The 17,514-nt window shown below is 68.6% G+C and carries 16 protein-coding genes; 13 read left to right on the top strand and 3 right to left on the bottom strand.

Translation table 11 applies throughout. The features are described from left to right. Window positions 1-129 precede the first annotated feature (129 nt). From AC07N1_RS24735 to AC07N1_RS24755, 5 genes are all read left to right on the top strand, one after another. Complete coding sequence (locus AC07N1_RS24735; RefSeq protein WP_494674200.1) at window positions 130-1,035, top strand: ABC transporter permease; 906 nt, start codon at window positions 130-132, stop codon at window positions 1,033-1,035. Beyond that, the gene (locus tag AC07N1_RS24740) at window positions 1,032-1,889 is read left to right on the top strand and encodes an ABC transporter permease (RefSeq protein ID WP_494674201.1); all 858 of its coding nucleotides are present in this window, start codon (window positions 1,032-1,034) and stop codon (window positions 1,887-1,889) included. The genes AC07N1_RS24735 and AC07N1_RS24740 overlap by 4 nt, the downstream gene beginning before the upstream one ends. 139 nt (window positions 1,890-2,028) lie before the next feature. After that, complete coding sequence (locus tag AC07N1_RS24745; protein ID WP_494674202.1) at window positions 2,029-3,156, top strand: ABC transporter ATP-binding protein; 1,128 nt, start codon at window positions 2,029-2,031, stop codon at window positions 3,154-3,156. Between the two features lie 4 nt (window positions 3,157-3,160). Beyond that, window positions 3,161-3,922: a gamma-glutamyl-gamma-aminobutyrate hydrolase family protein gene (locus AC07N1_RS24750; RefSeq protein ID WP_494674203.1), complete on the top strand. Its 762-nt coding sequence runs from the start codon at window positions 3,161-3,163 to the stop codon at window positions 3,920-3,922. After that, complete coding sequence (locus AC07N1_RS24755) at window positions 3,919-5,325, top strand: aspartate aminotransferase family protein (protein ID WP_494674204.1); 1,407 nt, start codon at window positions 3,919-3,921, stop codon at window positions 5,323-5,325. The genes AC07N1_RS24750 and AC07N1_RS24755 overlap by 4 nt, the downstream gene beginning before the upstream one ends. Window positions 5,326-5,338: 13 nt before the next feature. Here the strand turns inward: AC07N1_RS24755 and AC07N1_RS24760 are convergent, their stop codons facing one another. Then, window positions 5,339-5,509, bottom strand: a complete 171-nt coding sequence (locus AC07N1_RS24760; RefSeq protein ID WP_494674205.1) for an antitoxin — start codon at window positions 5,507-5,509, stop codon at window positions 5,339-5,341. A 96-nt stretch (window positions 5,510-5,605) separates the two neighbouring features. On the opposite strand from AC07N1_RS24760, the gene AC07N1_RS24765 reads away from it, so the two are divergent. Then, on the top strand, window positions 5,606-7,006 hold the full coding sequence (locus tag AC07N1_RS24765; RefSeq protein WP_494674206.1) for a glutamine synthetase family protein: 1,401 nt from the start codon (window positions 5,606-5,608) through the stop codon (window positions 7,004-7,006). A 159-nt stretch (window positions 7,007-7,165) separates the two neighbouring features. Beyond that, window positions 7,166-8,452, top strand: coding sequence for an NAD(P)/FAD-dependent oxidoreductase (locus AC07N1_RS24770; protein WP_494674207.1), 1,287 nt, complete (start codon window positions 7,166-7,168; stop codon window positions 8,450-8,452). A 5-nt stretch (window positions 8,453-8,457) separates the two neighbouring features. Here AC07N1_RS24770 and AC07N1_RS24775 read toward each other — a convergent pair whose 3' ends face one another. Together AC07N1_RS24775 and AC07N1_RS24780 are read right to left on the bottom strand one after the other, a co-directional pair. Continuing rightward, window positions 8,458-8,832, bottom strand: a complete 375-nt coding sequence (locus tag AC07N1_RS24775; protein WP_494674208.1) for an SdpI family protein — start codon at window positions 8,830-8,832, stop codon at window positions 8,458-8,460. Then, window positions 8,829-9,134, bottom strand: coding sequence for an autorepressor SdpR family transcription factor (locus tag AC07N1_RS24780; RefSeq protein ID WP_494674209.1), 306 nt, complete (start codon window positions 9,132-9,134; stop codon window positions 8,829-8,831). Before AC07N1_RS24780 ends, AC07N1_RS24775 begins: the two co-directional genes overlap by 4 nt. Window positions 9,135-9,223: 89 nt before the next feature. On the opposite strand from AC07N1_RS24780, the gene AC07N1_RS24785 reads away from it, so the two are divergent. The 6 genes from AC07N1_RS24785 to AC07N1_RS24810 all read left to right on the top strand — a co-directional run bounded on the left by AC07N1_RS24785 (window position 9,224) and on the right by AC07N1_RS24810 (window position 17,395). Beyond that, window positions 9,224-9,553: a hypothetical protein gene (locus AC07N1_RS24785; protein WP_487287793.1), complete on the top strand. Its 330-nt coding sequence runs from the start codon at window positions 9,224-9,226 to the stop codon at window positions 9,551-9,553. A gap of 247 nt (window positions 9,554-9,800) precedes the next feature. Then, window positions 9,801-11,834, top strand: a complete 2,034-nt coding sequence (locus AC07N1_RS24790) for a tetratricopeptide repeat-containing sulfotransferase family protein (RefSeq protein ID WP_494674210.1) — start codon at window positions 9,801-9,803, stop codon at window positions 11,832-11,834. A gap of 135 nt (window positions 11,835-11,969) precedes the next feature. Beyond that, window positions 11,970-14,306 carry a TonB-dependent receptor gene (locus AC07N1_RS24795; RefSeq protein WP_494674211.1) on the top strand — a complete coding sequence of 779 codons (2,337 nt, stop codon included), beginning with the start codon at window positions 11,970-11,972 and terminating at the stop codon, window positions 14,304-14,306. Between the two features lie 81 nt (window positions 14,307-14,387). After that, complete coding sequence (locus AC07N1_RS24800) at window positions 14,388-15,695, top strand: APC family permease (protein ID WP_494674212.1); 1,308 nt, start codon at window positions 14,388-14,390, stop codon at window positions 15,693-15,695. A 10-nt stretch (window positions 15,696-15,705) separates the two neighbouring features. Beyond that, the gene (locus AC07N1_RS24805) at window positions 15,706-16,995 is read left to right on the top strand and encodes a Xaa-Pro dipeptidase (protein WP_494674213.1); all 1,290 of its coding nucleotides are present in this window, start codon (window positions 15,706-15,708) and stop codon (window positions 16,993-16,995) included. Between the two features lie 154 nt (window positions 16,996-17,149). Then, entirely contained in the window at window positions 17,150-17,395 is a 246-nt protein-coding gene (locus AC07N1_RS24810) for a hypothetical protein (RefSeq protein WP_494674214.1), read from the top strand. Window positions 17,396-17,514 lie beyond the last annotated feature (119 nt).

Genomic DNA, 17,514 nt, shown 5'->3' on the forward strand with positions numbered 1-17,514 from the left:
CCCCCCCCCCCCCCCCCCCCCCCCCCCCCCCCCCCCCCCCCCGTTTTCAGCTTCCGCTGAGCGTCTCGCCCTCGCGGCCACACCCCCCTCCGTCGGCTTCGCCGACACCTCCCCCAGAGGGGGAGGATCTTGGAGCGCTCAATGGAACAGAGCTGGAAGAAGGCCAAGGCGGTGTTCGCCGCCGCGCTGGGACCGCCGCTGGTCTGGCTGGTGGTGTTCTTCGTCGCGCCGATGGCGATCGTCTGGGCCTACAGCTTCGGCCACAATGTCGGGCTGACCGAGATCTCGTTCACCGGCACGATCGCCAACTACGCCCGGGCGCTGGAGCCGCTGTACCTGAAGATATTCGTCAAGTCGGCCTGGGTGGCGGCGCTGACGACGGCCCTGTGCCTGGTGATCGGCTTCCCGGTCGCCCTGGCCATCACCTTCGCCTCGCAGAAGGCCAAGACCTGGCTGCTGCTGCTGGTCATGCTGCCGTTCTGGACGAACCTGCTGATCCGCACCTACGCCCTGATCGCCGTGCTGCGCACCGAGGGCTACATCAACCAGGGCTATGAGTGGATCTGGACCCTGGCGTCCAAGGTCGCGCCGCTGGGGACTTTCCAGCCGCTGGAGCTGCTGCACAACAATTTCGCGGTGATCCTGGGCCTCGTCTACGTGCACCTGCCGTTCATGGTGCTGCCGCTCTATTCGGCGCTGGACCGACTGGACAAGTCGCTGCTGGAGGCCAGCCTCGACCTCGGCGCCGGGCACCTGCGCACCCTGTTCCGCATCGTCGTGCCGCTGGCCCTGCCGGGCATCGCCTCGGGGATCCTGATCACCTTCATCCCGGCCCTTGGCGCCTATCTGACGCCTGATCTGCTGGGCGGCCCCGACAGCCAGATGATCGCCAACGTCATCGAGCGCCAGTTCAAGCGCGCCAACGACTGGCCGTTCGGCGCGGCCCTGTCGTTCCTGCTGATGTACCTGACCTTCATCGCGATCGCCGTTCAGGCCCTGCTGTCGCGCGGCAAGAAGAAGGAGGGCGTGGGATGACCAAGCGTTCGCCGCCCGGTCCGCTCGAATACCTGCGCCGCTGGCCGATCCGGCTGTGGTTGGCGGGCGTTGGGATCTTCCTCTACGCGCCGCTGGTGGCCCTGATGGCCTTCAGCTTCAACGACAGCCGGCGCAACATCGTCTGGAAGGGCTTCACCCTCAAATACTACGAGAAGGCCTTCAACAACGACGGCCTGATCGAGGCCTTCGCCAACAGCCTGACCATCGCGGCGGTGTCGACCGTGCTCAGCGTGCTGCTCGGGGCCATGGTCGCCCTGGCCCTGTGGCGGTTCCGCTTTCCGGGCAAGACGGTGGTGGACGGGGGCCTGGCCCTGCCGATCGTGGTTCCCGAGATCTGCATGGGCGTGGGCATGCTGGTGTTCTTCGCCAAGGTGCTGCCCTGGCCGCAGGGGATGATCTGGCCGCTGAACCTAGGGGCGATCATCATCGCCCACGTGACCTTCTCGTTCCCGTTCGTGGCGGTGGTGGTGCGCGCGCGCATGGCCAGCTTCAACCGCGAACTGGAGGAGGCCGCGCGCGACCTGGGGGCCGGCGAGTTCCGCACCATCAAGGACGTGATCCTGCCGCACATGACGCCGTCGCTGGTGGCGGGGGCGCTGCTGGCCTTCACGCTGAGCCTCGACGACTTCGTCATCACCTTCTTCACGGCCGGGCCCGACACCGTGACCTTCCCTGTGAAGGTCTATTCGATGGTGCGCTTCTCGGTGACGCCCGAGGTCAACGCGGCTTCGACCATACTGATCGTGCTGACCGTGATCCTGACCGCCGTGGCGCTGAAGCTGCAGGGCGATCCGGCGGCGACGGCCGGTGCGCATGGGGGCGACGGCAAATGATTGCGCTGGAAACCCCCTCAGTCGCTCCGCGACAGCTCCCCCAGAGGGGGAGCATCTTTAGATCCTCCCCCTCTGGGGGAGGTGGCCCGGAGGGCCGGAGGGGGCCTTGGGCGCTGAAGTTTTCGGGGGGAATGAAGACGTGACCGAACCCAAACCCATCATCACCTTCGAGAACGTCACCAAGCGCTTCGGCAAGCTGGCGGCGGTCGACAACGTTTCGCTGAGCATCAGGGAGGGCGAGTTCTTTGCTCTGCTGGGGCCGTCGGGCTGCGGCAAGACCACCCTGCTGCGCATGCTGGCCGGGTTCGAGACCCCGACCGAGGGGCGGATCCTGATCGACGGCCAGGACATCTCCAACGTGCCGCCGAACAAGCGGCCGGTGAACATGGTGTTCCAGTCCTACGCCGTGTTCCCGCACATGACCGTGGCCGACAACGTCGCCTACGGCCTGAAGGTCGACCGCGTCGGCAAGGCCGAGCGCGACCGCCGGGTCGAGGAGGCGCTGGAGCTGGTGCAGCTGGGCGGCCTTGGCCATCGCAAGCCCGACCAGCTGTCGGGCGGGCAAAGGCAGCGGGTGGCCCTGGCCCGGGCGCTGGTGAAGCGTCCGCGCGTGCTGCTGCTGGACGAGCCGCTGTCGGCCCTGGACGCCAAGCTGCGCGAGCAGATGCGCACCGAGCTGTGCACCCTGCAGGAGAAGGTCGGCATCACCTTCATCATGGTCACCCACGACCAGGACGAGGCGCTCGCGCTCGCCAGCCGCTGCGCGGTGATGAGCAAGGGCCTGCTGCAGCAGGTGGCCACGCCCAACGATCTCTACGAGTTCCCCAACAGCCGCCTGGTGGCCGACTTCATCGGCAGCGTGAACCTGTTCGAGGGCGTGCTGGCGGTGGACGAGCCGAGCCATGCGGTGATCAAGTCGCCCGGCCTGCCCACCGACATCTTCCTCGACCACGGCGTCACCGGTCCGCGCGGCGGCACGGTGTGGGCGGCGATCCGCCCCGAGAAGATCGAGCTGCACAAGCGCCCCGACGACGGCGAGCCGCCGAACATGGGCGACGCCCCCAAGGGCGCCAACGCCGTGGCGGGCGTGATCAAGCACGAGGCCTATCTGGGCGGGATCTCGACCTACGAGGTGGAAATCGCGGGCGGCCGCCGCGTGAAGGTGCAGCGCCCCAACCTGACGCGCTGGGACCAGGAGGACTTCCGGCTGGGCGAGGCGGTGTGGATCGCCTGGCACGCTTGCTCGCCGGCTGTGCTGCTGTCGTGATCCCATGAGACCCGTCGCCGGCGTCATCTGCTGCACCCGCACCGTCGGGATCGAACCGGCCCAGGCGGTGATGAACCGCTATGTCGCCGGCGCGATGAAGTACGCCGACGCCGCGGCCCTGCTGGTGCCGTCGATGCCGGGGCTGATGAAGGCCTCTGAAGTCGCCGCGCGGCTGGATGGCCTCTTGCTGACCGGCAGTCCGTCGAACCTCGATCCCGCCTTCTACGACGAGGCGGTGGACGACGCACCTGGGCCGTTCGACCACGATCGCGACGCCATGACCCGCGACCTGATCGAGGTCATGCTCGACCTCGGCCGGCCGGTGTTCGGGGTGTGCCGAGGCTTCCAGGAGATCAACGTCGCCTTCGGGGGCACCCTGCGGCGCGACATGGCGACCAGCGCCGCGCTGATCGCCCACCACGCGCCCGAGGAGATCGACTTCAACGGCATGTTCGACCATCGCCATCCGGTCGACCTGACCCCCGGCGGGGTGCTGGCCACGGCCTTCGGGGTCGAGCGGGCGGTGGTCAATTCGGTGCATTACCAGGGCGTCGACCGGCTGGGCGAAGGCCTGACGGTGGAGGCCCGGGCGCGGGACGGCGTCGTCGAGGCGGTGTCGGCCAGCGTCAACGGCGCGCCGGTGCTGGCCGTGCAGTGGCATCCGGAATGGAAGCCCGACGAGAACCCGCAGTCGCAGACCTTTTTCCAGCTTTTCGGACGGGCCCTCAGAGGCTCGCCGCTCGTCGTACGGGAAACCCAGACATGACCGCCCCCCTCCGCAACCACGACATCGCCGAGCTCAAGCGCCTGGATCTGGCCCACCACCTGCCGGCCCAGGCCGACCACAAGGTCATCGCCGAGCAGGGCGGCAGCCGCATCATCACCCGGGCCGAGGGCGTCTACATCCACGACGGCGAGGGCCACCAGATCCTCGACGGCATGGCCGGGCTGTGGTGCGTCAATGTCGGCTACGGGCGCGAGGAACTGGCCAAGGCGGCCTATGACCAGATGCTGGAGCTGCCGTACTACAACACCTTCTTCAAGACCGCGACGCCGCCGCCGATCGAGCTGGCGGCCAAGATCGCCCAGAAGATGGGCGGGCATCTGACCCACGTCTTCTACAACTCGTCGGGGTCGGAGGCGAACGACACGGTCTTCCGCCTGGTGCGCCATTACTGGAAGCTCAAAGGGCAGCCCAGCCGCACGGTCTTCATCAGCCGCTGGAACGCCTATCACGGCTCGACCGTGGCCGGCGTCTCGCTGGGCGGCATGAAGCACATGCACAAGCAGGGCGACCTGCCGATCACCGGCGTCGAGCACGTGATGCAGCCCTATCCGTTCGGCGACGGCTTCGGCGAGGACCCGGCCGCCTTCCGCGACCGGGCGGTGCAGGCGATCGAGGACAAGATCCTCGAGGTTGGTCCCGAGAACGTCGCGGCCTTCATCGGCGAGCCGGTGCAGGGCGCGGGCGGGGTGATCATCCCGCCGGACGGCTACTGGCCCGCCGTCGAGGCCCTGTGCCGCAAGTACGGGATCCTGCTGGTCTGCGACGAGGTGATCTGCGGCTTCGGGCGCCTTGGCCAATGGTTCGGCCACCAGCACTACGGCATCAAGCCCGACCTGATCGCCATGGCCAAGGGCCTGTCGTCCGGCTACCTGCCGATCAGCGCCGTGGGCGTGGCCGACCACATCGTCGCCGAGCTGCGCGAGAAGGGCGGCGATTTCATCCACGGCTTCACCTATTCGGGCCACCCGACCGCCGCCGCCGTGGCCCTGAAGAACATCGAGATCATGGAGCGCGAAGGCCTGGTCGAGCGCACCCGTGACGAGACCGGCCCCTATCTGGCGCAGGCCCTGGCCGACCTGAACGACCACCCGCTGGTGGGCGAGACCCGGTCGCTCGGCCTGATCGGCGCGGTCGAGATCGTGCGCGAGAAGGGCACGAACCATCGCTTTCTCGACAAGGAGGGCGAGGCCGGTCCGATCGTGCGCGATCTCTGCATCAAAAACGGCCTTATGGTCCGCGCCATCCGCGACAGCATCGTCTGCTGTCCGCCGCTGATCATCACCAAGGCCCAGATCGACGAACTGGTGGGCATCATCCGCAAGTCGCTCGACGAGGCCGAGCCGGTGCTGCGGGCGCTGAAGCCGAAGGAGGGCGATGCGTGAGCGCCGCTCCCGCCTACTTCCGCCAGGAGTACGGCGTAAGGGTCTGGTCGGGCGTGCCTAGCGTCTTGAGCCATTCGCGCACCCGCTGGTGTGGGACGCAGCGGCCGGCCTCGATATCGGCGTCGGCCGCAACGCGGCGTTCGGCGTCTTCGTCGGATTCCGCATTGGGATCGGACTGGGTCATGCCTCAGCCTATCATGGATACCGCCTGAGCGAGGCGACGCCGAACCACAGCACTCAACAATCAGCCCAAACTTCAGCAAGCGCGAGGAGCGCCCCCATGAAGCCCAAGCACAAGAAGAACCACGACGGTCCGAAGATCACCCGGGGGGTCAAGACGCTGGACGAGGCCCAGGCCTGGTTCCGGAGCCAGAACATCGAGGAGATCGAGTGCGTCGTGCCCGATCTCGCCGGCGTCGCGCGCGGCAAGATCATGCCGGTGCGCAAGTTCCTGGGCACGCCGTCGATGAACCTGCCGCTGGCGGTGTTCTACCAGACCATCACCGGCGACTTCCCCGAGTTCGAGGGGGCGGTGAACGCGGTGCAGTCGGACACCGACATCTTCCTGACCCCGGACCTGGCGACCCTGGCCACCGTGCCCTGGGCCCAGGACCCGACGGCCCAGGTGATCCACGACGCCTTCCACCCCGACGGCCGTCCCGTCGAGGAGAGCCCGCGCCAGGTGCTGCGCCGGGTGCTGTCGCTCTATCGCGAGAAGGGCTGGAGCCCGATCGTGGCGCCGGAGATCGAGTTCTATCTCGTCGAGAAGAACATCGACTGGGACTATCCGCTGAAGCCGCCGATCGGCCGCTCGGGCCGGCCCGAGAGCGGTCGCCAGGGCTATTCGATCAGCGCGGTCAACGAGTTCGACGCCCTGTTCGAGGACATGTACGAATATTCCGAGCGCCAGGGCCTGGAGATCGACACCCTGATCCACGAGAGCGGCGTGGCCCAGATGGAGATCAACCTGCGCCACGGCACGCCGCTGGAGCTGGCCGACCAAGTGTTCATGTTCAAGCGCACCATCCGCGAGGCGGCGCTTGAGCACGACATCTACGCCACCTTCATGGCCAAGCCGATGGCCGGCGAGCCTGGCAGCGCCATGCACATCCACCAGTCTATCCTGACCGAGGACGGCGACAACCTGTTCTCGGATCCCAAGACGGGCGAGGCCACGCCGGCCTTCTACGCCTTCATCGCGGGGCAGCAGCGCTACCTGCCGGCGATCATGGCGATCCTGGCCCCCTACGTGAACAGCTACCGCCGCATCGCCCGCGACAGCGGCGCGCCGGTCAACACCCAGTGGGGCTACGACAACCGCACCTGCGGGCTGCGGGTGCCGCCGTCTGATCCGGCCAACCGCCGGGTCGAGAACCGCATCCCCTCGTCGGACGCCAATCCCTACCTGGCCATCGCCGCGGTGCTGGCCTGCGGTTATCTCGGCATGACCCAGAACCTGGCGCCCACCGCGCCGGTGGAGATCGACGCCAGCGTCCGCGGCATCGAACTGCCGCGCAGCCTGCTGGAGTCGGTGACCCTGTTCGAGGACGCCAAGCCGCTGGTCGAGATCCTCGGGACGACCTTCTGCAGCGCCTATGTCCGGGTGAAGCAGGCCGAGTACGAGACCTTCATGCGCACGATCAGTCCGTGGGAGCGGGAGTTCCTGCTGCTGAATGTCTAGGGCGGTCTTGGGTGACCTTCTCCCAGAGGGAGAAGGAGGGGCCCGCGCCGTCAGGCGTGGGAGGATGAGGGGTTACGCCGTCGGCCGTGAAACCCCTCACCCTCCCATGGCTTTGCCATGGGCCCCTCCCTCTCCCCATGGGAGAGGTGGCGTCTGAGCATGATGAACACCGGCCATCCCGCCGCTTCCTGGTACGCGGCCACGGCGCACGCCCTGCCGCCGCTGCCCGCCCTCGACGGTGAGGTCACGGCCGACGTCTGCGTCGTCGGCGCCGGCTATACCGGCCTGGGCGCGGCGCTGGAGCTGGCGCCGCGGGGCGTCTCGGTCGTCGTGCTGGAGGCCGCCCAGGTGGGCTCCGGCGCCTCGGGTCGAAACGGCGGGCAGGTGCATGCGGGGCAGCGCAACGACCAGGCCTGGCTGGAGAAGACGGTCGGCCGCGACGACGCCCTTCTGCTGTGGAAGATGTCGCTGGACGCCCGCTCGCATCTGTCGGCCCTGATCGCCGAGCACGCCATCGCCTGCGACTTTGCGCCCGGCATGATCCACGCCCGCCACAAGAGCGGCGGGGAGGGCGAGGACCTCGACCACATCGAGTTCATGGCCGCCCGCTACGGCTATCACGAGCTGGAGCTGATCGACGAGGACGCCCTGGCCGAGGAACTGGGCACGGGCGTCTATCACGGCGGAACCCGCGACAACGGCGGCGGCCACCTGCACCCGCTGAACCTGGCGCTGGGCCTGGCGCGGGCGGCGCTGGCCAAGGGGGCGAAGATCCACGAGCGCAGCCGCGCTCGGGCCTGGCGCCGAGAGGGCGGCAAGATCGTGGTCGAGACGGCCGCCGGCCGGGTGCTGTGCGACCAGTTGATCCTGACCGGCGACGGCTATCTCGACGAACTGGCGGGCCCGCAGGCCCGCGCCCGGGTGATACCGATCAACAACTTCGTGCTGGCCACCGAACCCTTGGGAGAGCGGGCCGAGACCATCATCCGCTCTAACGCCGCCGTGGCCGACAGCCGCTTCGTCGTGAACTACTTCCGCAAGACCCCGGACGGGCGGCTGCTGTTCGGCGGCGGCGAGAACTACCGGCCGGGATTTCCGCCGGACCTGCCGGGCTTCGTGCGCCGCCACATGCTGAAGATCTATCCCGACCTGGCCGACGTGAAGGTGACCCACGCTTGGGGCGGCGCCCTGGGGATCACCGTCCACCGCGCGCCCTTCGTGCGCGAACTGGCGCCGGGCGTGCGGGTCGCGGCCGGTTATTCGGGGCAGGGGGTGATGCTGGCGCCCTGGTTCGGCAAGCTGCTGGCCGACGCGACCCTGGGCGAGAGCGCCGGGGTGGAGCTGCTGTCGCGCCTGCCGACCCCGCCGTTCCCCGGCGGGCGGCTGCTGCGCTGGCCGCTGACGGTGGCGGGCCTGTCCTGGTACGCGCTGCGGGACCGGCTCTAGGGAGATCAGGCGGCTTTCGCCTTGCTCCGCAGCGACAGGCAATAGCCGGTCGTCACGGCCAGCCCCGCCAGGATGGCGCCGCAGCCGCCCAGCACCGCGACCCGCGTCGGCGCGAACGCCCACAGTCCGGCATAGACCAGCCCGCTCAGCGCCATCGACCAGCCGCCGACCCGGTTGGCTTTGCGGCCCCAGTCGCTGGGCACGAACCGCTTGGGCATGCGGTTGCCGAACCAGGCGACCATCAGGCCGATGGCGCCCATGACCAGCCTGTTGACGGTGTCGGTGTCGATATAGCCCAGCTTGCGCGCCAGGCTCGCGGCCAGGGCCAGCACGACGATGCCGACACCCCAGGCGAGGTCGGCGATCACTTCCCGCTTCATCTTGCGATCTCCTGCTTGGTCGATGGGGGCGCCGGCGCGTCTTCGCCGAGGCCGAACGACTGGACGAAGCCCAGCAGCGCCTCTTCGAGCACCGAGAGCTTCAGGTGGTAGATGACGGACTTGCCGGCCTTCTCGGCGTGCACCAGGTCGGCCTCCTTCAGCACCGCGAAATGGGCCGACATCGTCGGCTTGGAGACGTCGAACTGGTCGGCCAGCTCGCCGGCGCTCAAGGGGCCCTCGCGCAGGAGCAGCAGCACCTTGCGGCGGGTGGGGTCGGAAAGGGCTCTGAACACCTGGCTCATGATGTGATGATTAGCTAAACGTCGAAATGAGTCAAGCGCGGGTCGCGACGGGCTGGTCTGGACGCGCCCGCCGGGCTAACAACCCCCACATGGCGCGAACCAAGCTGAACCCCGAATTCGAGATCGACGTCGACGGCGAGACCTATGTCTGGCGGCTGCAGCGCACGCCCCACTGGTCCAAGGACCCCGTCGAGCGGCACGGCATGGCGATCTGCGTGCACCACAAGGAAGGCAAGCGCGAGGTGGTGATCGAGTTCCCGCCGGGCGAACAGCCCCGCTACGGCGCGCCGCAGCTGAAGCCCGAGCAGATCCCCGTCAAGCTGGTGGGCAAGGCCATCGCCTCGGCCGTCGCGGCGGGCTGGGAGCCCTGGTCGCGCGGCAAGCCGGTGATCATCGCCGTGGACGAGACCGGGGCCTGAGGTTGCCGCGGTGCGTCCTTCGAGGCTCGCCTGCGGCTCGCACCTCAGGATGAGGACCTCATTGCACTGATCTCCTCATCCTGAGGCGCCCGCGCAGCGGGCCTCGAAGGACGCACCGCGCGTCTCAAGGCGGCGGAGCCGGGTTTGACGGCAGGCGGCGGCCGGCTCTCGTGTTGCTGTGCTCACCGATTGACACCCGACCAGCGTCGCCCTCCGATACCCCCGTTACGAAGCGTGGCGGGGTGAGATGCAGGGGCAGGTTTCGGAGCCGACGGGCAGTCTGGCGACCGCGCTCGGCCATGCGGCGCGGCTGCTGTCGCATGACCCCGAAATGGCGCGCGAGCAGGCCCTGGCGATCTTGGAGGCCGTTCCCCGCCATCCGGGCGCGACCCTGATCCTGGCCGCGGCCCTGCGGCTGTCGGGCGATGCGGCCGCCGCCCTGCCGGTGATCGACCCGCTGTCGCGCGCGCTGCCCCAGGCCGCCGAGGCGCAGCTGGAGCACGGCCTGGTGCTGCTGGATCTTGGTCGCACCCAGGAGGCGGTCGCCGCCTTGCGCCGAGCGACGGCGCTGAACGCGGGTCTCGGCGAGGCCTGGCGGGCGCTGTCGGTGGGGCTGACCGTGCTGGGCGATCTGGCCGGCGCGCAGGAGGCCGGCGACCGGCAGATCCAGGCTTCGGTGCGCGATCCGGCCCTGATCGCCGCCGCCTCGGCCCTGGTCGAGGGCAAGCTGGCTCAGGCCGAGCACGGCCTGCGGGCCTATCTGGCGGCGCGGCCCGACGAGCCGGCCGCCCTGCGCATGCTGGCCGAGGTGGCCGCCCGCCTGGGCCGCTACGAGGACGCCGAGCGGATCCTGACCCAGACCCTGGCCTTCACGCCCGGCTTCACCGCCGCGCGGCATAACCTGGCGACCTTGCTCTATCGCCAGAACAAGACCCTGGAGGCCCTGCGCGAGCTCGACCTGCTGCAGGCGGCCGACCCGCGCCATCCGGCCTACGCCAACCTGCGCGCCGCCGCCCTGGTGCGGATCGGCGAGTACGAGGCGGCGACCGCCATCTATCGCGACGTGCTGGACCGGCATCCGCACCAGCCCAAGGGCTGGATGAGCTATGGCCACGCCCTGAAGACCCTGGGCCGACGCGCCGAGTGCGAGGCCGCCTATCGCAAGGCCGTCGAGCAGGCGCCGATGCTGGGCGAGGCCTGGTGGAGTCTCGCCAACCTCAAGACCCTGCGGTTCAGCGACGACGATCTGGCGGTCATGGAGGGCCAGCTGGCGGCGGCGGAACTGGTCGATGAAGACCGCTTCCACCTGCACTACGCCCTGGGCAAGGCGTTCGAGGACGCCGGCCGCTACGAGGAGAGCTTTGCCCATTACGCCAAGGGCGCGGAGCTGCGCCGCGTGCAGATCCGCTACGACGCCGACGAGACCACGGCCCATGCGGCGCGCAGCAAGGCGCTGTTCACGCCGGCGTTCTTCGCCGAGCGAAAGGACTGGGGGAGCGCGGCGCCCGATCCGATCTTCGTCGTCGGCCTGCCGCGCTCGGGCTCGACCCTGATCGAGCAGATCCTGGCCAGCCACTCGCAGGTCGAGGGCACGATGGAGCTGCCCGACGTCATCGCCATCGCCAAGCGGCTTGGTCTCAGGGAGGGCGGCAAGCCGGGGAAGGGCGGGGCTAGCGCCTATCCCGAAGCCCTGGCCGCTCTCGACGCCGACGCCCTGAAGGCGCTGGGCGAGGAGTATCTCGAGCGCACGCGGGTGCAGCGCAAGACCGACAGGCCGTTCTTCGTCGACAAGATGCCCAACAACTTCGCGCACGCCGGGCTGATCCACCTGATGCTGCCCAACGCCCGGATCATCGACGCGCGGCGCCACCCGCTGGGCTGCTGCTTCTCGGGGTTCAAGCAGCACTTCGCGCGGGGCCAGGCCTTCAGCTACGGCCTGACCGACATCGGCCGCTACTACGCCGACTATGTGGACCTGATGGCGCACTTCGACGCGGTGCTGCCGGGGCGCGTCCACCGGGTGATCTACGAGGAGATGGTCGAGGCGCCGGAGGCCGAGATCCGGCGGCTGCTCGACCATTGCGGTCTGCCGTTCGAGGATGCGTGCCTGAATTTCCACCAGAACGACCGCGCCGTGCGCACCGCCAGTTCAGAGCAGGTGCGCCAGCCGATTTTCAAGGACGGCGTCGATCAGTGGCGCAACTATGAGCCTTGGCTCGATCCGCTGAAGGCGGCTCTCGGGCCGGTTCTGACCGCCTATCCCGCCGCGCCCGATATTTGACCACCGGGCTCCGAGACTGCCGTTTTTGCAACAGTCTCGTGAATTGCGCTGGCGTGAAGCTTTGCTGCTTGCGACCTCAGATCAACTGAAAGAACGTCGTTCTCTCTGGGGCCAAGGAGTGAACACGTGCCGATTATGCGTTCAAAAACAATGAGGTCGGGCCTGCTGGCCACGGCCCTGATGTCGTCCAGCGCGCTCGGGGGCGCGGCGCTGGCGCAGGATGGCGGGGTGGCGCTGGAAGAGGTGGTGGTCACCGCCCAGAAGCGTTCGGAAAACCTGCAGGACGTGCCGGTCAGCATCGTGGCCCTGGGCGAGACCAAGCTGCAGCAGCTGCAGGTCACCAACTTCGCCGACTATGTGAAGTTCCTGCCCAGCGTGTCGTTCAACGGCTCGGGTCCGGGCTTCAACCAGGTCTACATGCGCGGCGTGGCCAGCGGCGGCGACGGCAACCACTCGGGCTCGCTGCCCAGCGTCGGCATCTATCTGGACGAGCAGCCGATCACCACGATCCAGGGCGCGCTCGACATCCACGTCTACGACATCGCCCGGGTCGAGGCCCTGGCCGGGCCGCAGGGCACGCTGTACGGCGCCAGCTCGCAGGCCGGCACCATCCGCATCATCACCAACAAGCCCAGCACCGCCGGCTTCAAGGCCGGCTACGACCTCGAGGTCAACGCGATCGCGCATGGCGAGGCGGGCTACGTCGCCGAAGGCTTCATCAACCAGCCGATCTCGGACACCGTGGCCGTGCGCATGGTCGGCTGGAGCAAGCGCGTCGGCGGCTATATCGACAACGTGCCGGCGACCCGCACCTATCCGACCTCGGGCGTGACCATCGACAACGACGCGCTCGCCCGCAAGGACTACAACGAGAACGAGACCCGCGGCGCGCGGGTGGCGGTGAAGGTCGACCTCGGCGAAAACTGGACCGTCACGCCCCAGGTCATGGGCCAGATCCAGAAGTCGAACGGCTTCGCCGGCTACGATCCCGACGTCGGCGACCTGGAGATCAGCCACTACTATCCGGAAAGCTCCGACGACCGCTGGGTGCAGGCCGCCCTGACCGTCGAGGGCAAGATCAGCAACCTCGACATCGTCTATGCCGGTTCGTACCTCGAACGCACGGTCGAGACCGAGCAGGACTACACCGACTACTCCTACTTCTACGACACGCTGTACGGCTACGGCGCCTACTGGACCGACGACGCGGGCAATCCGGTCGATCCCTCGCAGTACATCGTCGGCAAGGACCGCTATTCCAAGGTCAGCCACGAGCTGCGGTTGTCCTCGCCGCAGGAGAACCGCCTGCGCTTCGTCGCCGGCCTGTTCTACCAGCGCCAGACCCACGGCATCCACCAGGACTACAAGATCGACGCCCTGGGCGAGTCGCTGTCGGTGGAGGGCCATCCGGGCACCATCTGGCTGACAGAGCAGAAGCGCATCGACCGCGACAGCGCCGCCTTCGGCGAGGTGTCGTTCGACATCACCTCGAAGCTGACGGCGACGGCCGGGGTGCGCTTCTTCAAGGCCGACAACTCGCTGGTCGGCTTCTACGGCTACGGATCGGGCTACAGCAGCGGCACGGGCGTGGCGGCGTGCTTCAAGGGGTCGGTGATCGCCGGCTCGCCCTGCACCAACCTCGACAAGCGGGTGAAGGAGACGGGCAACACGCCCAAGTTCAACCTCACCTACAAGGTCGACGACGACAAGCTGGTCTACGCCACCTATTCCGAGGGCTTCCGGCCCGGCGGCATCAACCGGCGCGGCACCCTGGCGCCGTACCTGTCGGACTACCTGAAGAACTACGAGTTCGGCTGGAAGACCAGCTGGGCGCAGAACCGCTTCCGCTGGAACGGCGCGGCCTATTTCGAGAAGTGGGACAAGTTCCAGTTCTCGATCCTGGGCGCCAACGGCCTGACCGAGATCAAGAACGCCGGCGCGGCCGAGATCAAGGGCCTGGAGTCTGACATCACCTGGGCGGTCCTGCCCGGCCTGACGATCAACGCCGCCGGCGCCTATACCGACGCCAAGCTGTCGGAGAACTACTGCGGCTATACGGACGCGGCCGGCAATCCGGTGACCACCTGCGCCGATCCGGAAGCGCCGACGGGCACGCGCCTGCCGGTGACGCCCAAGTACAAGGCCAATGTCACGGCGCGCTACGAGTTCGACCTCGACGCCTTCCGGGCCTTCGTCCAGGGCTCGGCGGTCGGCCAGTCGGACGTCTTCTCCGACCTGCGCACCAAGCAGTCCGGGATCCTGGGCACGGGCGGCGGCTTCACGACCTTCGACCTGTCGGGGGGCTTGAGCCGCGACACCTGGTCGTTGACCGCCTACATCACCAATGTCGGCGACAAGCGGGCCGGCAACAACCGCTTCGTCCAGTGCGCCGAAGCGGTGTGCGGCGGCGCGGTCTATGTGATCCCCAACCAGCCGCGAACCCTGGGCCTGAAGTTCGGCCAGAAGTTCTGATCGCGGACGACGCCTGCGCCGCCTCCGTCCTTCGGGACGGAGGCGGTTGCGCGTTCCTCGTGCGGGTGAAAGCATGACCTTATGAGTACGCCCGCGCCCAAGGCCCTCGGCTTCTGGATGTGCAGCGCCCTGGTCGTCGGCAACATGATCGGCTCGGGCGTCTTCATGCTGCCGGCCTCGCTGGCTCCGTACGGCTGGAACGGCGTGCTGGGCTGGATCGTCACCATCGCCGGCGGCCTTTGCCTGGCCTTCGTCTTCGCCCGGCTGGCGGCGGCCCTGCCGCGCGAGGGCGGCCCCTACGCCTATACGCAGGAAGCCTTCGGACCGGCGGCGGGCTTCATCGTCGCCTGGGCCTACTGGATCTCGCTGTGGGTCGGCAACGCCGCCATCGCCACGGGGGCCGTGAGCTATCTGTCGGTGCTGGTCCCGGCGATCGCCAAGGTTCCCGGCCTGCACGCCCTGGTGACCCTGAGCCTGATCTGGGGGTTGATCGGGGTGAACTGCTTCGGCGCCAGGCTGGCCGGCGAGGTGCAGGTGGTGACCACTGTCCTCAAGCTGTTGCCGCTGGCCGCGGTGCTGGGCCTGTCGGCCTGGCTGCTGACCCAGGCCGGATCGACCGCCGTCTCGGCCCCGCTGCGGGTCTCCGACCTGGGCGGGCCGGGCCTGGTCGCCGCCTCGGCCCTGACGCTGTGGGCCCTGCTGGGCCTGGAGTCGGCCACGGTGCCGGCCGACAAGGTCAAGGATCCGGCCCGCACCATCCCGCGCGCCACCCTGTTCGGCGCGGCCTTCACCGGCGTCGTCTATCTGCTGGTCTGCTCGGCGGTGGTGCTGCTGTCGCCGCCTGACGCCCTGAAGGCCTCCAACGCCCCGATGGCCGAGTTCATCGGCCGGTTCTGGGGCTCGGGCGCGGCCATGGCCGTGGCCGCCTTCGCCGCCATCAGCGCCTTCGGGGCGCTGAACGGCTGGGTGCTGCTGCAGGGCGAGATGCCGTATGCGATGGCCCGGGGCGGGGTGTTTCCGGCCTTTCTGGGCAAGTCGTCCAGCCGCGGCACGCCGGTGCGGGCGCACCTGGTCTCGGGCCTGTTCCTGAGCGTGCTGGTGGGCATCAACTACGCCAAGTCGATGGCCGACCTCTTCACCTTCATCGCCCTGCTGGCGACCACGGCCTCGCTGTTCACCTACCTGGCCTGCGCCCTGGCGGCGCTGAAGCTGCAACGGGATGGACTTGTTCCGGGGTCGCGGCTGCTGACCATGGTGGCGATCCTGGCCGGGCTCTATGCGGTGTTCACCCTGTTCGGCGCGGGCAAGGAAGCCGTGCTGTGGGGCCTGGTGCTGCTGGCCGCCGGCGTTCCCGTCCATCTGCTGATGCGCCGTGCGGCGCGTGCGTGAGGCCTCCCGGATGATCCTGCGTTCGACCCTGGCCGTTCTGGCGACCCTGGCCGCTGTTCCCGCCCTGGCCGTCGAAGCCCCGAGGGTCTCCTATGTCCACGCCGGGCGGCTGATCGATCCCGTCGCGGGCAAGGTGCTGACCGACCGGCTGATCCGCATCGAGGGCGAGCGCATCGTCGCCGTCACCGCCTGGAGCGGCGCTCCGGCCGACGGCCCGGTGCTGGACTGGTCGGCCCTGACCGTGCTGCCGGGCCTGATCGACATGCACACCCACATCGTCGACCAGGAGCAGACCGAGAACATCGCCGAGCCGCTGCTGACCACGGCCGCCGAGCAGGCCTATATCGGCGCGGCCCACGCCCGCACGACCCTGATGGCCGGCTTCACCAGCGTGCGCGACGTCGGCACCTGGCGAGCGTTCGGCGACGTCGCCCTGCGCGACGCCATCGACAAGGGCCTGGTCCCGGGGCCGCGCATGTCGGTGGCCGGGGCCTATGTGACGACGCCCGGCGGGGGCGGGGAGGTGACCGGCATCGCCGCCGACGTCGGTATTCCGGCCGAGATGCGCCGGGGCGTGGTCGAGGACGTCGCCGACACCCATCGCAAGACCCGCGACATCCTGGTGCACGGCGCCGACTTCTTGAAATTGATCGCCACCGGCGCCGTCCTGACCGTCGGCACCGAGCCCGGCCAACTGGAGCTTTCCAGGGAAGAGATCGAGGCCGCCGTCGAGGAGGCCGCGAAGCGCGGCACCTACGCCACCGCCCACGCCCATGGGGCCGAGGGCATCAAGGTGGCGGTGCGGGCGGGGGTGCGCTCGATCGAGCACGGCTCGCTGATCGACGACGAGGGCATCGCCCTGATGAAGGCGCGGGGAACCTGGCTGGTCGCCGACATCTACAACGGCGACTACATCGACGAGATCGGCACGAAGAACGGATGGCCCGCCGAGACCCTGCGCAAGAACCGCGAGACCACCGATGCCCAGCGCGAGGGCTTCCGCAAGGCAGTGAAGGCCGGGGTCAGGATCGCCTACGGCACCGACGCCGGCGTCTATCCCCATGGCTGGAACGCTCGCCAGCTGCCCTACATGGTCAGGTACGGCATGACGCCGATGCAGGCGATCCAGTCGGCGACCACCAGCGCCGCGGCCCTGATGGGCAAGGACAAGGACGTCGGTTGCGACCAGGCCGGCTGCTACGCCGACCTGATCGCGGTGGCCGGCGATCCGCTGGCCGACGTCGGCGTGCTGCAGGACGTGGCCAAGGTCATGAAGGGCGGCGGCGTCTACAAAGACTAGGGTTCCCTTGGCGCCAAAAAATTAACCGCTTGAGACCTGGCGTGGCGTGTGCATTGTGCGGCGCAACTCGATGTTGCTGTGCAGCATTGATACAGCTGTCGCGAAGCCGCCCGTGGGGGGATGCTGGCGTCAGCCTCGATCAAGGAGCCTCCCCATGGCCGATTCGAACCACTACTACGTCCGTCCGGTCGCCGGCGTCTGGCACGTGACCTGGAACGACTCGCCCGAGCTGATCAGCTCTTGCCCCAGCCAGCACGAAGCCGTGGTCCTGGCCCAGCTGCTGGCCCGCCACATGACCAGCCAGGGCCGCTACGCCGAGGTTCACATCGCCGAGCCGGAAGCCCGCCGCCCGACCTGGGGCCGCAAGGGCCTGGCCGCCGCCGCGGCTGTCGCGGCCTGATACCGAATTTTTCAATCTAGGCTGACTTCCAAGCCGCTCCGACGCTGTCGGGGCGGCTTTTTCTTTAGTCCAATTCAGTGTGTCGGCGCGGTTCCTCCCCCGTGAAACGGGGGAGGAAC

This window comes from Caulobacter sp. GW821-FHT09B11, assembly GCF_059418205.1.

Bases quoted from the DNA above. Each gene is read 5' to 3' on its own strand.
- AC07N1_RS24805 (WP_494674213.1), top strand. From the start codon at position 15,706: ATGATCCTGCGTTCGACCCTGGCCGTTCTGGCGACCCTGGCCGCTGTT.
- AC07N1_RS24810 (WP_494674214.1), top strand. From the start codon at position 17,150: ATGGCCGATTCGAACCACTACTACGTCCGTCCGGTCGCCGGCGTCTGG.
- AC07N1_RS24785 (WP_487287793.1), top strand. From the start codon at position 9,224: ATGGCGCGAACCAAGCTGAACCCCGAATTCGAGATCGACGTCGACGGC.
- AC07N1_RS24795 (WP_494674211.1), top strand. From the start codon at position 11,970: ATGCGTTCAAAAACAATGAGGTCGGGCCTGCTGGCCACGGCCCTGATG.
- AC07N1_RS24750 (WP_494674203.1), top strand. From the start codon at position 3,161: ATGAGACCCGTCGCCGGCGTCATCTGCTGCACCCGCACCGTCGGGATC.
- AC07N1_RS24760 (WP_494674205.1), bottom strand. From the start codon at position 5,509: ATGACCCAGTCCGATCCCAATGCGGAATCCGACGAAGACGCCGAACGC.
- AC07N1_RS24790 (WP_494674210.1), top strand. From the start codon at position 9,801: ATGCAGGGGCAGGTTTCGGAGCCGACGGGCAGTCTGGCGACCGCGCTC.
- AC07N1_RS24765 (WP_494674206.1), top strand. From the start codon at position 5,606: ATGAAGCCCAAGCACAAGAAGAACCACGACGGTCCGAAGATCACCCGG.
- AC07N1_RS24755 (WP_494674204.1), top strand. From the start codon at position 3,919: ATGACCGCCCCCCTCCGCAACCACGACATCGCCGAGCTCAAGCGCCTG.
- AC07N1_RS24740 (WP_494674201.1), top strand. From the start codon at position 1,032: ATGACCAAGCGTTCGCCGCCCGGTCCGCTCGAATACCTGCGCCGCTGG.
- AC07N1_RS24770 (WP_494674207.1), top strand. From the start codon at position 7,166: ATGATGAACACCGGCCATCCCGCCGCTTCCTGGTACGCGGCCACGGCG.
- AC07N1_RS24775 (WP_494674208.1), bottom strand. From the start codon at position 8,832: ATGAAGCGGGAAGTGATCGCCGACCTCGCCTGGGGTGTCGGCATCGTC.
- AC07N1_RS24800 (WP_494674212.1), top strand. From the start codon at position 14,388: ATGAGTACGCCCGCGCCCAAGGCCCTCGGCTTCTGGATGTGCAGCGCC.
- AC07N1_RS24780 (WP_494674209.1), bottom strand. From the start codon at position 9,134: ATGAGCCAGGTGTTCAGAGCCCTTTCCGACCCCACCCGCCGCAAGGTG.